The 14,296-nt window shown below is 32.7% G+C and carries 9 protein-coding genes; 3 read left to right on the top strand and 6 right to left on the bottom strand.

Annotated features, from left to right (window positions below; genetic code table 11):
- Nucleotides 1–172 precede the first annotated feature (172 nt).
- From RCH19_RS06570 to RCH19_RS06560, 3 genes are all read left to right on the top strand, one after another.
- Complete coding sequence (locus tag RCH19_RS06570; protein ID WP_343022553.1) at nucleotides 173–973, top strand: hypothetical protein; 801 nt, start codon at nucleotides 173–175, stop codon at nucleotides 971–973.
- A 100-nt stretch (nucleotides 974–1,073) separates the two neighbouring features.
- Complete coding sequence (locus RCH19_RS06565; protein WP_343022552.1) at nucleotides 1,074–1,574, top strand: YqiA/YcfP family alpha/beta fold hydrolase; 501 nt, start codon at nucleotides 1,074–1,076, stop codon at nucleotides 1,572–1,574.
- Nucleotides 1,575–1,741: 167 nt separating this feature from the next.
- Nucleotides 1,742–2,317 carry a hypothetical protein gene (locus RCH19_RS06560; RefSeq protein ID WP_343022551.1) on the top strand — a complete coding sequence of 192 codons (576 nt, stop codon included), beginning with the start codon at nucleotides 1,742–1,744 and terminating at the stop codon, nucleotides 2,315–2,317.
- A 139-nt stretch (nucleotides 2,318–2,456) separates the two neighbouring features.
- On the opposite strand, the gene RCH19_RS06555 is transcribed toward RCH19_RS06560, so the two are convergent.
- From RCH19_RS06555 to RCH19_RS06530, 6 genes are all read right to left on the bottom strand, one after another.
- Nucleotides 2,457–4,388: an amino acid permease gene (locus RCH19_RS06555; protein ID WP_343022550.1), complete on the bottom strand. Its 1,932-nt coding sequence runs from the start codon at nucleotides 4,386–4,388 to the stop codon at nucleotides 2,457–2,459.
- A 266-nt stretch (nucleotides 4,389–4,654) separates the two neighbouring features.
- A complete protein-coding gene (locus RCH19_RS06550) occupies nucleotides 4,655–5,959 on the bottom strand; it encodes a serine hydrolase (RefSeq protein WP_343022549.1) in 1,305 nt (434 codons plus the stop codon).
- 4 nt (nucleotides 5,960–5,963) lie between these two features.
- The gene (locus RCH19_RS06545; protein WP_343022548.1) at nucleotides 5,964–8,471 is read right to left on the bottom strand and encodes a family 20 glycosylhydrolase; all 2,508 of its coding nucleotides are present in this window, start codon (nucleotides 8,469–8,471) and stop codon (nucleotides 5,964–5,966) included.
- 87 nt (nucleotides 8,472–8,558) lie between these two features.
- Nucleotides 8,559–10,394: a PQQ-binding-like beta-propeller repeat protein gene (locus tag RCH19_RS06540; RefSeq protein ID WP_343022547.1), complete on the bottom strand. Its 1,836-nt coding sequence runs from the start codon at nucleotides 10,392–10,394 to the stop codon at nucleotides 8,559–8,561.
- Between the two features lie 14 nt (nucleotides 10,395–10,408).
- Nucleotides 10,409–11,230 carry an alpha/beta hydrolase family protein gene (locus tag RCH19_RS06535; protein ID WP_121926177.1) on the bottom strand — a complete coding sequence of 274 codons (822 nt, stop codon included), beginning with the start codon at nucleotides 11,228–11,230 and terminating at the stop codon, nucleotides 10,409–10,411.
- Between the two features lie 48 nt (nucleotides 11,231–11,278).
- On the bottom strand, nucleotides 11,279–14,191 hold the full coding sequence (locus tag RCH19_RS06530; protein WP_343022546.1) for an FAD-linked oxidase C-terminal domain-containing protein: 2,913 nt from the start codon (nucleotides 14,189–14,191) through the stop codon (nucleotides 11,279–11,281).
- Nucleotides 14,192–14,296: the final 105 nt, after the last annotated feature.

The raw sequence follows: 14,296 nt of genomic DNA, 5'->3' as shown, positions 1-14,296 counted from the left end.
ATAATTTATAAATATGATTTCTTAATTTTTAAATATTAAATTTGCTACTTCAAAAAAATAATATTTTTTAAAATACTAAAAAATTAAGTTCTTTTATGTACTTACTTATTAAGAAATTATTAAATAAACATTTGCCTTATTACACCATAATTAAAAGCTACAATTAAGAATAATGACACTACAACTAAACATAAAAAAAACTTTAATCACAGCAATGCTTTCCTTATTTGCCTTGAGCACTTATGCACAATTTAGTCCTCCAGGTCTTGGAAAAGCAAAAAACGCATCTTGGTTCGCTTTTGGAATTAAACAATCATTAGATACTTTACGCAAAAAAGAATCAACTACATACATTGGTATAGGAAGAAAAAGCACTCCTGATGATAGTGATCCTTTTAACAAAATGGGGCTTTTAGTCCTCAACCAAGAATTCTCAAATAAGTTTCTTAAAAACTGGCAATACTCATTTGGTTTAAGTTATCGACGCCAAAATGAGTATGAATCTACAGCTCCATATGAAACTGCAGATCCCGCAATAAAGCAGGAATTTAGGATTTATGGTCGTTATGCCTACTTAACAGGAACTGATAAATTAAAGTGGAAAACGACAATACGACAAGAATACAGAAAGTTTTTTAATCCTGATTTTACGAAAAGTAGTGAAGACTACCAATTAAGAACACGTTTCAAAACGCAATTAAATATTGATTTAGGAACACAAAAATTACATCATATTATAGGAAGCGCAGAAGCATTATTTTCTACTAGCAAACGCAACCAACCAGTAAACGAATGGACCAAATTTGAGTATAAAGAAAGTCGGTTTTCTTTATTCTATTCTCTTACGCCAAAAGAAATTCCTTTCACATTTGATGTAGGATATGGCTATAATTTAATAGGGAAAGGATCAAATAAAGTTGATGTTAACATTCTGGCTTTGGGAGTAACTTGGAGTAATCCTTTTAGTAATTAAACATTAACTAAGTATCTCATCCACACTATATCGCGCTTCAGTAACAAGAAATATATCCGTTAACGTGCGATATGCTAATCAAAATTAAAAAATAAGGTATATGACTATTTTGTATTTACACGGACTAGAAAGTAAACTGAGCGATGAGAAAAAAGCTGTTCTGCAAAATCACGGCAACGTAGTTGCACCTGATTTGGACTATTATAAAAATCCAGACATTTTTGAATTTTTGATAGAGCTACACAAAGAGCACCATTTTGATGTAGTAATGGGAAGTAGCATGGGAGGTTTTATGAGTTATTATTTCGCAAATAAAATGAAGGTTCCTGCCTTACTTTTCAATCCTGCTCTACCACATAGACCAGTGCACCAGGATATTCCAAATCTAGAATTAGAAGATGCTTCACCTTATTTACAATTTGCTTTAGGAGGAAAAGATGATGTGATCGAAGCGAATAATACGTTAAAATGGCTCGCTGAAAATCGAAATGATGCTACTAATTTCCAGTTGGCTATTCATAGCGAAATGACTCATAGAATTCCAAAGTCAATTTTTGAAATTGAGGTCCTTGAATTTTTTCGAAAGTTACAACTGATTTAATCCTACGTTCTCCTTTGTAAATAATTCATTTTTGAAAAAGATTACCATTATTTTAATCGAAAGAGAATAAGAACGAATGTCTAAAGGATTAAAGAATCTATTTCGCAGCTCGCCGCATCTTTACGGTTATAAATAATATCTTTATTGGAACTAAATGCATAATTGAGTTGCAGAAAATAAAAATTAATACTTTCGGCGAAGGAATCGAAGTCAGACATTTAGTTCTTGATGACGACAGATATCAACAATGGTCTGAAATTGCGGCGCGTAAGAATCAAAAAATATCAGATTTGCTTCTTGATCCATTTTTTTTCCATCAGTTGAAAGATCCTAATGTACGGTCGATAACTGATCTAAACTCAAAATTAATTTCAGGAATTCTTGACAGGCCTAAAAGTCAAATTGAAATTTGGTTCAACCGCCACAAAGTATTGAAATTAAAGCCAAATGAGTTGTTTAACGAAATGCTTTTATTTCCTTTATTCCAAATAGAAAAAGACAATATTATAAAAGATAAATCACTGGAAAAAGGATTCTACGTCATTCAAAAAACAATGGGGCTACTCAATTCAGTGCAATTAAAAGTAGACTGCAGAAATCTGAACTTAGACGATTTCACTTTCTCATTGTCTGAATTTCAAGATGAGCAATTTCTTTCTCAAATTATGTATCAAAAAAAGCATTTTGATTTCATAAAAAGCGATAACGTAATTACATATCAAACCAGCTTAGAAATTACTTAAAAACTTTTATCAGAAAAAATATTTTCACATTTCGGTAAAAATTTTCTGCCAAAAAAAATTTGTTCTAAATTTAATTATTGATTTTATTTCAACAAAAAAAACCGCCAAGCTATAGTACGAAACGGTTTATTTTAAGTAATTAAAGTGTTTTCAAATTAAGTTTACTGTTTTTATGGCTAAAACCAAAGTAAATTACTAAACCTAGTAATAACCAAATTCCGAAATAAATCCAATTCCAAACGCTTAGTTCAGCCATCATATACAGGCAGCAAATCAATCCTAATAAAGGTATTAAAGACAGATTTGATTTAAACGACCAAATGGTTAGACCTACTAAAACAATAAGAAAAATCCACATAGGTACTTTGTGTTTAAAAAGACTAAAACCACTTTCATATTTGACTGAATCCGCTAAAGGTAAACCTGCAATAACTTCAGAATATTTTGCTTCGTCTTTTTGATACTGACCGAGTAAATGTTCTAAATCTACATTTCCATCTTTACTGTTTTTCGGGTCGATTTGGACCAAATAATCATACACTTTTTTTGTATCTTCTTTGTTTAGCGCAGTTACAATAGTTTCTGAAGTATTCGTCTTCGCTTCGTTTGTAATAAAGTCCATAGTCGCTTTTTTATTAAAACCAAAAGCAAATACTAAGCCCGCTACAATTAAAAAAGGAATCACATATTTAGAATTTACATAAGGAGTTTTAAATTTTCCTCTTGGAATATCGGTTCTATTTTGTAATACTAGAACTCCCGCACAAACGAGAACAAAAGCAAATAAAGTTCCAATGCTACACAAATCTGTCACTAAAGTTAAGTTCAAAAATAAAGCTGGAACAGCAACAACAAATCCTGTTACAACTGTTGCATAGGAAGGCGTTTTATACTTAGGATGTACTTTTGAAAAGCGTTTTGGCAACAAACCATCCCGACTCATACTCATCCAGATTCGAGGTTGTCCCATTTGGAAAACTAATAATACACTTGCCATTGCAACAACCGCACTTACAGCGATAATTCCAGACATCCATTTAAGATCTAGTTGTTCGAATACAAAAGCCAATGGATCGCCTACATTTAATAAACTAAAATTCACCATTCCTGTTAATACTAAAGCAATGGCAATATATAAAACCGTACAAATAATAATGGCCCACATCATTCCGCGTGGCAAATCGCGTTGCGGATTTTTACATTCTTCGGCGGTTGTGGAAATGGCATCAAAACCTATGTACGCAAAAAATACAGCTGAAACACCTTTTAAAACTCCAGTAACTCCGTTAGGTGCAAAAGGATCCCAATTTGCTGTATCGACATAAAATATACCAACAGCAATCACTAACAGTACCACACATAATTTTACAACTACCATGATATTACTCGCATTACGAGACTCTTTCATTCCACGATAAATTAGAGCTGTAATTAAAACAATAATTAATAACGCCGGTAAGTCAGCTACAAAGTGAAAGGAACCAATAACTGGTGAAGTGGTCCATGCTGTGTATGCATTTTGTAGAATTGGACTTAAATTAGAAAATTGTTTTCCGCCTTGCATTAGTGCAGTCGCATCATCAAATCCGTTAGATGCTGATAGAAAATCCATTTGAATCCATTGTGGAAGATGAAGCCCTCCGCTTTCGAGTAATCCTGTAAAATAGTCGCTCCATGAGATGGCAACTGTTATATTACCTACGGAATATTCCATAATTAATGCCCAACCAATAATCCAAGCGATTATTTCACCAAAGGCAACATAAGAATAGGTATAAGCACTCCCTGAAACAGGAACCATTGATGCAAACTCAGCGTAAGCAAAAGCTGCAAAACTACAGGCAATCGCAGTAAATAAAAAGAGAAATATAACAGCAGGACCGCCGTCAGCACTTGCTTTTCCAATTGTACTAAAAATACCTGCTCCTACAATTGCCGCAATTCCAAAAGCAGTTAAATCTCTTGCCGTTAAATGTTTACCTAGCGTATTAGCTCCGTCAGCATTATTTTTTTCAACTTGTTTTAAAATATCCTGAACCGTCTTTTTTCTAAATAAACCGCTTATTGCCATATAATGGATTTTATCAATAAAAATTAATAATTTGTAACTATAACACTCTTTTATTATAAATAACGCAATGGTTATTCATAAACCAAATGTATAAAACAATTTTAATTCTGAAAGATTTGATCACATATTTTTTTTGAAGCAAATAGAAAAAATTAAAACCTACTTTTTTTGTAAGATTTGAATTTTAGCAATGTCATTAAAAATAGAATTAGCGATTATTACTGTACAATAGGAATTATCATAAAATGAAAATTAATGCAGTGTGGTTATTTATTTATTTGCTGCCAAATTTTAGATGAGAAGTCATCTTTGTACATCAATCGATTTGTACGACTAGGATTGACACGATTGCTAAGAATAATTAAAAACCTTCCCGAATCAGGATTCAGGAAGAAAAAAGTTCCCGTAAATCCTGTGTGTCCAAAATCGTTCTTTTTATATATTTCACTTGGTTTTCTTTTATCAAAACCGAGTCCGCGGTAAATTCCTTTTTTGGATAATGGCGATTTTGTAAACTCTTTGATAACGCGCGATTTTATAATTTTTTTGCCTTCGTACTTTCCTTTATTGAGTAACATTTGGCAAATTACAGCAATCGAAGATGCGTTTGCAAACAAACCCGCATTGCCTGAAACTCCACCAAAAATCGCTGCTGCTTCGTCATGAACGTAACCTTTAATAGTATCTTTTCTAAAAAAGTTATCGATCTCTGTCGGAATAACATTTTTATTAGACGTCCAGTTTAAAGGATTAAAGCCAATATTTTTAATACCCATTTCTGTATATTGTATTTGGGCTAATTGATCTAATTTCTTATTTGTTTTGGCTTCAATCATTTGCTTAACCAAAAGTAAATTTAAATCACTATATAAATATTCACCCCGCTTATTTGTATTTGCTTTACTGATTTTTTGGTAAACTATTTTATAAAATTCAGGATTTAACCACATGTTTTTGTAAACCTTGACATAGTTTGCTTTTGGCTCAAAAGCCAAGTATTGATCGTCGTAAAGAATATTTTTACTGACATACATATTATCAAATGACTCTATATAATTTTCTGATTTTTCTTTATTTAGAAATGGTAAACCATCTGACGTAGAAAGTAAACTTTGATAAAAGGTAATGCTCGGCGTCAAACCAGACGTATGGGTAAGAAATTCGAACATAGTTAAATCAGCAATAGCAGTATTTTTGTAAATAGGAACTATATCAGCTAATTTTTCGTTTACATTTATTTCTCCATCGCTTACTAGTCGCATGGTGACTAATGTAGCTCCTAAAACTTTAGACATCGATGCAAGATCAAAAACATCAGCTGATGTTACTAATTCTTTCTTTGAATAATCATGAAAACCGTAATTTTTATTTAAAAAAACAGAATCCTTGTTTCCCACAATGATTTGGGCACCCGGAAAAAAACCTTTATCCAAAGCATTGGCCATCATCGAATCAATGAAAATTTCATTTTGTTGAGTATCAAAAACTGTATATGCTTTTTTTGTAGAACTGCAACCAATTCCTAATACAAGTGTTGAAACAAAAACTAATGCTAGTGGTATCTTTTTCATGTTTTTAGGGATTTATTCTTAAATCTTGGGCTGCCATAATTGGTTCATTGTTGGTTCCCGTGATAACAATTTTTACAGCCTTTACTGCCTTCAAAGGATAAATGGATGCATTACCGTAATCAAATGCATCTCCTTTGATAAAATCATTGCCATTATGAGAATATTCAACATGACCGTCACTAATTATAAATCTTGGATGATGCGGAATTCCAGTTGAAACATCAATTTTAGAAGAAGTCACAGGATTTTTAAAAGTATATAAAATCCAATCTCCATTTGCACAAGGAACATCTGTACGCAAATAGGATTCAATATTGTAATCTTCTAATCTTGAAATTGGAAATTTAGGATTTTCAGTCATTGATGAAGTTACTTTCACTTCTGGCTCTTGGTAGGGACTGCAGTCAAAATTTACTTTAGCCGAAGATTCTTTAGCTTCTTTATTTTCGAAAATAAAATCCAAGCGATAGCTATTTTTATCTTTATAATTATCCACCACAAATCGCAAACGGGACTTTGACTTTAGTGTATTTTCAGCTGTATATGATTTTATTAGTTTATCATTTTCAAAAAGAGATACTTCTTTAATAAATCCGCTTGTTGAACCATCAGAGGTAGGATTGAAACTAAGGTACCAAATCCCATTCTTATCTATATTTTCAGATATATTCTGTGAAAAATTTATTACTTCAACTTTTGAAGTATTCCATACCGCTACTGGCAATTTATCGACCTTTACTGCAGGACTCGAAACACTATCATTAAAAAAAGTACGAAACATGTATTTTTCATATTCTTTAGTTTGGATTGGAACAGAATAAATCGGCGAAGTGTTACTTGGCTCTTTTCCGTCTCCATCGTAGCGAACAATAGCTCCTTCGTAAGGTAATGTCACAGCTATACTTCCATTTTTATACAGCGCAGTTGGTGGAAAATCTCTAAAAGCAATTCCCATACTATCTAATCTGCTGAGATGACTATTTGTTAAACGGCTGTAGAAGTCCTCCCAATTTTTATCTGATTTTTTAGACCAAGCAATTTCAGATAGAGCAGTAATTCGTGGATAACTTTGATATTCCATAAATCGAGCGGGCAAATCTAAATACTCACTCCATAACGCTCCTTGAACACCTTTAATTAATTTTTGTTCTTTTAGTGATAAGTCGTTTTCTGGAATAGGTTCAAATGAATAAACTCTTTTCGTATCAATTATTGCGGCCCAGCGATGTCCACGCTCATTTTCAGACTGTGCCATATCAAAATAAGTATATTGTCCCGGAATCATTACAGTGGTGTAACCTTTTTTCACAGATTCGATTCCGTAGCTAATTCCTTGCCATGCAAAAATTTCAGTTTTAGGACTTAATTCGCCACCTTTTAAAATTTCATTCCAACCAGCAGACTTTTTTCCATACTTTTCGACAATTTTTTCAATTCTTCTGAAGAAATAATTTTGCAATTGGAAAGTATCTGTGTAGCCTTCCTTTTCCATCACCGCTTTACATTTAGGGCATTGTTCCCAGTTGGCACGATTTACTTCATCGCCGGCAACATGTATATATTCAAATGGAAACATTTGAGAAAACTCCTTAATAATAGAATCTAAAATTTCGTAGTTTTCCTCACGTCCCACACACCATACATTTTTTACTTCGCCCTGAACACTTTTCGTTTCTTGAGTCGTCACGCAACCTATTTCAGGATATGACGCTGTTACTGCTCGGGAATGTCCTGGAATTTCGATTTCAGGCATAATGGAAACTCCTCGCTGCAATGCATACTCCACAACTTCTTTTATTTCTTCTTGTGTGTAAAAACCGCCATATCTTTTATTTCCAGACCCATACGAGGGTAACAATACTTCTCCTGGACCTCTAAAACCTCCTTTTAAGGCTAAGTCTGGCATCGATTTAATTTCTATTCGCCAACCGTTATCATCAGTAAGATGCCAGTGAAAGATATTCATTTTATGCGCGGCTAACCAGTCAATGTAATTTTTAACGGTTTCTTTATCAAAAAACTGTCTTGAAACGTCAAGCATCATTCCGCGCCATTCAAAACGCGGATAATCTTCAATTTCGACAAATGGAATTGTTCCTTTTTTAACTTCTTTTGCCGAAAAGATTTGCAATAATGTTTGGAAACCATTTAGCAAACCATTTATTGACTTTCCTTTTATTAGCACTCCAGTTTTTGATACATTCAAAGCATATCCATCTACTGGCACACTCATCTTTTCATCAACTAAAAATGTAATGGCATTTTTTTTGTTTTTACTTCCAATTACAAGTGATGGACTAACACCAGTGTTCTTTAAAAACTTTTCACTTATGAAACTAACACTTTTCTTTGCTTTTTTATCTACAATTATTTGAACGGATGATGGAATCAAGAAAACTCCGGCTTTCTGCTCAATCTTAACTGGCTTAGGAATTAAATCAAGTTTTTGAGCTTGTAAATCATTCAAAAAGCCTAAAAAAAACAGTATGAATAGAAGATGTATTTTCATCATTTTCGATATTAAAATGGAATTGGAGTAATGCGATAGTAAAGATTAATTTAAAGCTAAAAGGAAGGTTTACTAAAATTTCAAAAATTGTTATAGCTTATAGATTCCTCCTTCAATAAGACTGGTCCAAACATTTCCTCTACTATCTGTTGTAAAACCATTTACACTTGAAGTTCCTAAATGAAGCGTTTTTATAATTTCAAATTTATCAGCATCAATTATTACAACTTCGCCTTTGCGACTCCCTAAATAAATTTTACCATTCTTTTCAAGTATTGGCGCAGGATTGTGCTCATATCCAATCTTTAAATCTAGAACTTTACTATTTTTAACTAAATTTTCTTCTGTTAACTCTAATAAATCATTTAATGGCAATCTTAACAATTCACCATCCATTGTTTTAGCATAGAAATACTTTCCATCTTCACTCCTACCCATCGATTCTCTAACTTTCCATTTAGATGTTCGCAATAAAGTTTTACCAGTATTGATATCAAGAATTGTTAAGAAACGTTGTGGTGTAACTAAGTAAAGTCTATTTTTTGAAGCTACTGTCTTTACATTACCTGGTGAATATAATTCTTGTTTTTCATTACCATTATTCCATTTCCACACTAATTCTCCAGTACTCTTGTCTAAACAATAAAGATAAGAATCCCATGAGCCAAAAATAATTGAGTTACCATGGATCAATGGAGTTGCTTGAGAATAAGAGTTTGGTAATTTATTTTCCCAAATCACCGTTCCATCTTCTCCATTCACGCAAATAAATTTAGTAGAACTTGCAGTGTAAATTCTGCTATCTTCAACAATGGGTGAACCAACTAAAATTCCTCCTATTGCAGTATTCCACTTCTGAATTCCTGTTTTTTTATCAAAACCTAAAATATTCCCCTCTATAGTACCAACAACTAAATTATTTTTTATAATTGTTGGTGTAAAATAAATAGAATTACCTGTTTCTATTTTCCATTTTGAAACTTTACTTTTTACATTCAGTGACTGTATCTCACCAACGGAATTTGCAAAATATAAGTTTTTTGAATCAAATGCAGGAACGCTGTATATCGAAGCAATATCTGTAATAAAAGGAACTATTTTAGCAAAACCATTCTCATTTTCAATTTTAATTTTTGAAGGCTGAGAAGGAACTGAAAATCTAAATGCTTTTTGTTTGTCAATCTCTTTTTGATAGATGCGTATGCTATCATTACTTATTTCTACTTCATTATAGCTTTTTGTTTTACCATCTCTGGTAACAATAGCTACACCCATCACTCCACTTAATCCGGAGAAGTCATATTTTTTTAAGGTATGTCCGTGCCCACAAAAACTAGCTACGGTTGGATATTTTTGCAAAATAGATAGAACTTCTTTGTAATTACTAAGGCTATTGTCTAATGGATAATGCGAAAAACTTAAAACTTTCTTTGCACTGTTTTTTAGACTGTCTTTTAAAGTTTTATCTAAAAAAAGCAAATCTTCTTTCTTTACAAAACCATCTCCCATTTTCATGTAAGGACCACACGGAAATCCGACGAATAAATAATCTCCTTTAGAAAAAGCAAATCGATCGTTTCCCCATAATTTTTTATAAGTCAATCCTGCGCTTTCACTCCAAGTGGTTTCGTGATTTCCAGAAATGACGTAATATGGAATTTTTAAATCAGTAAGAATTGCATGTACTCGATTCAACTCATCGTCGTCACCGCGATTGGTCAAATCACCAGTGATTACGACAAATTCATTTTTAGAGCTATTAATTTCTTTAATAATTTGCTGTAATAAAAAGTCATTATCATTTCCAACAGATACATGCAAGTCAGTAAGATGTGCAAATTTTATATCTGACCTTTCGTAATTTTTTTGAGAATAACAAGCTGCAATTGCAAAAAGAAAAACAATTTTTAAATACAAATATTTCATGGTGTAATTTTAAATTAATTAGAGAAATCTTTAAAAAAATTATGGAAAAATAATAGTTGGAACTTTAAAGCATTTTCCCAATACTCAGTATTATGCTTTCCTGGACGTTCTATATAATCGTGATTTATTTTTGAAGAGAGCATATTATTGTGCAGATTTCTATTTACGTCTATAAAAAAGTCATCTACACCGCAGTCAATAATAAGTTTTAATTTATTATTTTGGACCAAATCTAACATGTTTATTATCGTGTTTTTCTCCCAATTTTCAGGAAAATCTTCTATTGAACCTAGGCGTTTCTTTACATCCCATTTTTCAGAAAAAGGACGAATATCCACTCCTCCACTCATACTCCCTGCTGCTCCAAAAATATCCTGATGTTTAAAAGATAAATATAATGCTCCATGTCCACCCATACTTAGTCCAGTTATAGCTCGAGCATTCGGACTTACAATGGTTTTGTACTTTAAATCAATAAAGGGAATTAATTCAGTTGTGATATACGTTTCATACTTGAAGGAAGAATCTATGGGACTATCAAAATACCAACTTGAAGTATTTCCATCTACACCTATAGCTATAAAGCCATATAGATCAACTTGACTTGCAACATCCTTAAAACTTTGAACCCAAGTTGCATAATTTCCGCCGTAACCGTGAAGTAAATAGACAACAGGGAATCTGGTTTTACTTTTTTTATAGGTGTCAGGAGTTATAATGCAGCTTTTAATATATTTACCCATAGACTTACTATAGACTTGAATAGTGTCAACTTTAGCGGCATGTGCATAGAAAAACACAAATAAAACTACTACTGTAAATCGGATTTTATTCATGATTTAATCTTATGTTTAAAGGGAATTATTTAAAAATATATCAATTCATTAAAGACAATTTCTCAAAATAGTGACAGGATGCAGCGCAGTTCTACTCGTTCCATCAAAAATTTGATGACGACAACTTGTTCCTGCTGCGGCAATTTGGACGTTATTTTCAGTTGCTCTGATTTTAGGAAATAATGTATCTTCACCCATTTGCATACTAATTTCATAATGCTCTTTTTCGTAACCAAAAGAACCCGCCATACCACAACAACCTGAATTATAAATGGTGACTGAATTATTTTTTGGTACGTTCAACATTGCAAAAGTTGCTTCAATTGTACTCAATGACTTCTGATGACAATGTCCGTGAATTTTTATTGTTTTAGGTTGTTCAGAAAATTGACTAGGCTTAATTTTACCTGTAGTTATTTCGTTTTTGAAAAACTCTTCAATAGTAAATACATTTTTCGAAAGCTTTACTGCACGCTCTTTATCATCTGCTAATCGGATGTATTCATCTCTAAAAGTCAATATCGCAGAAGGTTCTATTCCTATTAAAGGACAATCAGCAGTAATAAAATCTGAGAAAATTCCAACATTTTTATTAGCGACAGCTTTCGCTTCTTCTAAAAATCCTTTAGAAATAAATGCTCTACCACTTTCCTCATGATCTACTAAGATAACTTCGTATCCCAACGCAGTAAGTAATTCGTATGCATCTATTCCAACAGATACATCGTAATGATTTGTAAATTCATCAGAAAACAGACATACTTTACCATTTACAAAAGAGTCACTAGGCTCTTGATTCCAATTTTTGCCATACCACTTTCTAAATGTCTGTGGCGCTAAATGTGGTACCTGACGCAATGAAGCAATTCCCATAGTTTTTTTTACGATTGGTAAATTAACCATGAAGTTTGTTAATTTTGGAGCAATACTTCCCAATCCATTTAATTTCGCATTAAATGCAAAAGCTTTATTTCGCCATGAAAATCCATTAGCTTTTTGATACTGATATAAAAATTCTGATTTTAAAGCTGAAACATCAACATTACTTGGACATTCACTAGCGCAAGCTTTACAACTTACACACAGTTCAAAAACTTTGTATAATTCTTGATGGTCGAACTTATTGTCCTTTTCTGAATGCGTTAGATATTCTCTTAGTGCGTTTGCTCTAGCGCGCGTTGTATCTTTTTCATTACGTGTTGCACGATAACTTGGACACATACTTCCTCCCGCTGAAGGTAGCTTTCTACAATCACCAGAACCGTTGCATTTCTCCGCTGCGCGTAAAATTCCCATACTATCAGAAAAATTCTGAATTGTTTTAATATCGGGTTCTTCTCTTCCTGCCTCTACTCTAAGATTCTCATCCATTTTAGAAGCATTCACTATTTTACCAATATTAAAAATCGCATTTGGATCGAAAGCCTTTTTAATGCGCTTTAATAATTCATAGTTTTTTTCGCCAATCATAAATGGTAAAAATTCACCACGAACAATTCCGTCACCATGCTCTCCACTTAAAGAACCTCGATATTTTTTTACTAAAATTGCTACTTCAGTTGCTATATTTCTAAACTGATGTAACCCTTCTTTAGTTTTTAAATTTAAAACGGGACGTAAATGCAGTTCACCAGCACCTGCGTGCGCATAATAGATAGCACTTTGACCGTGACGCTCCATCATTGCAGAAAATTCAGCAATATAATTTGGTAAATCACTTAATTCAACTGCTGTATCTTCTATGGAATCAGCAGCTTTATTATCGCCTACGATACTTCCTAAAAGTCCAAGACCGGCTTTTCTAAGCTCATTAATTTTATCAATATCAGCACCGTAAATCTTAGGTAATGCATAGCCAAAATTATTTGCTTCTAAATCAGCTATCAACTCGTTTGCTTGAGTTTCTGCATCTTCCATGCTATTATGTGAAGCAACCTCCAACATAATAACGGCTTTAGGATCACCCTGAATAAAGAATCGGTTTTTAGCTTGTTCTCTATTAGTTTTAGTACAATTCAATATTGTATCATCCATCATTTCACAAGTATACAAATGATGCTTCATTGCGATTACGACAGCCTCTAAACTTTCTTGAATAGTATGAAAGTGCGCAACAACCATTACATTATTAGTTGGAGGAAGAGTATCGACCTTTAATTTTATTTCAGTTGTAAACGCTAAAGTTCCTTCACTTCCACACAGCAGCTGTCCTAAATTTATTGTTTTTTCAGTACCACCAAAAAGTTCCGACTTAAGCAATAAATCAACGGCATATCCTGTATTTCTCCTGTGGATTTCAGGTTTTGGAAATTCCTTTATTATTTCTACTTGTTGTTCCGTACTTGATAATTCTTCATAAATACTCTTATAAATCGAACTCTCAAGTGAATTTCCTTTTGTTTTCTCAATGAATTCAGCAGAACTAATTTCTTTAAATATAGCTGTACTTCCATCACTTAAAATCGCTTTAAGTTCGACGACTTTATCTCTGGTAACGCCGTACCGTATTGATGTTGTACCTGAAGAGTTATTTCCAACCATTCCACCAATCATACATCTATTTGAGGTTGATGTATTAGGGCCAAAAAATAAACCGTGTGGTTTTAAATAAATATTTAACTCGTCCCGAATTACTCCCGGTTGTACTGTGATGGTTTTATTTATAGCATCGAAAGAAACTATTTTTGTAAAGTGTTTAGAGACATCCACAATTATTCCATTTCCAACGGTCTGACCTGCTAATGATGTTCCGGCTGTTCTAGGAGTAATCGAAATATTATTTTCGGTAGCAAATTGAATAATCTTTACAATATCTTCTTCCGATTTTGGAATTGCAGCAGCGACGGGAAAGATTCTGTAAGCAGAAGCGTCCGTAGAATATAAAATTTTATTTAGCTCGTCGTATAGAAGAGTTCCTTCTAATGACACCGCTAATTTTGCTAATTTATGAGATGTGGACATTTACTTATTTTTCTTATTATTATTTTCACGAAAAAGTGAAATTTAATGTACTACTTTGAATTATAAATTTAGTGCTATAAATTGATTTCGCTGTCTGAATAGTTA

The organism is Flavobacterium sp. PL12 (assembly GCF_039123485.1).
Classification (GTDB): Bacteria; Bacteroidota; Bacteroidia; order Flavobacteriales; family Flavobacteriaceae; genus Flavobacterium; species Flavobacterium weaverense.
This window is presented reverse-complemented; position numbering and strand designations above follow the sequence as displayed.

Excerpts from the sequence above, each read along its gene's own strand:
- RCH19_RS06570 (WP_343022553.1), top strand. The coding sequence starts at position 173 with ATGACACTACAACTAAACATAAAAAAAACTTTAATCACAGCAATGCTT.
- RCH19_RS06565 (WP_343022552.1), top strand. The coding sequence starts at position 1,074 with ATGACTATTTTGTATTTACACGGACTAGAAAGTAAACTGAGCGATGAG.
- RCH19_RS06555 (WP_343022550.1), bottom strand. The coding sequence starts at position 4,388 with ATGGCAATAAGCGGTTTATTTAGAAAAAAGACGGTTCAGGATATTTTA.
- RCH19_RS06550 (WP_343022549.1), bottom strand. The coding sequence starts at position 5,959 with ATGAAAAAGATACCACTAGCATTAGTTTTTGTTTCAACACTTGTATTA.
- RCH19_RS06545 (WP_343022548.1), bottom strand. The coding sequence starts at position 8,471 with ATGATGAAAATACATCTTCTATTCATACTGTTTTTTTTAGGCTTTTTG.
- RCH19_RS06540 (WP_343022547.1), bottom strand. The coding sequence starts at position 10,394 with ATGAAATATTTGTATTTAAAAATTGTTTTTCTTTTTGCAATTGCAGCT.
- RCH19_RS06535 (WP_121926177.1), bottom strand. The coding sequence starts at position 11,230 with ATGAATAAAATCCGATTTACAGTAGTAGTTTTATTTGTGTTTTTCTAT.
- RCH19_RS06530 (WP_343022546.1), bottom strand. The coding sequence starts at position 14,191 with ATGTCCACATCTCATAAATTAGCAAAATTAGCGGTGTCATTAGAAGGA.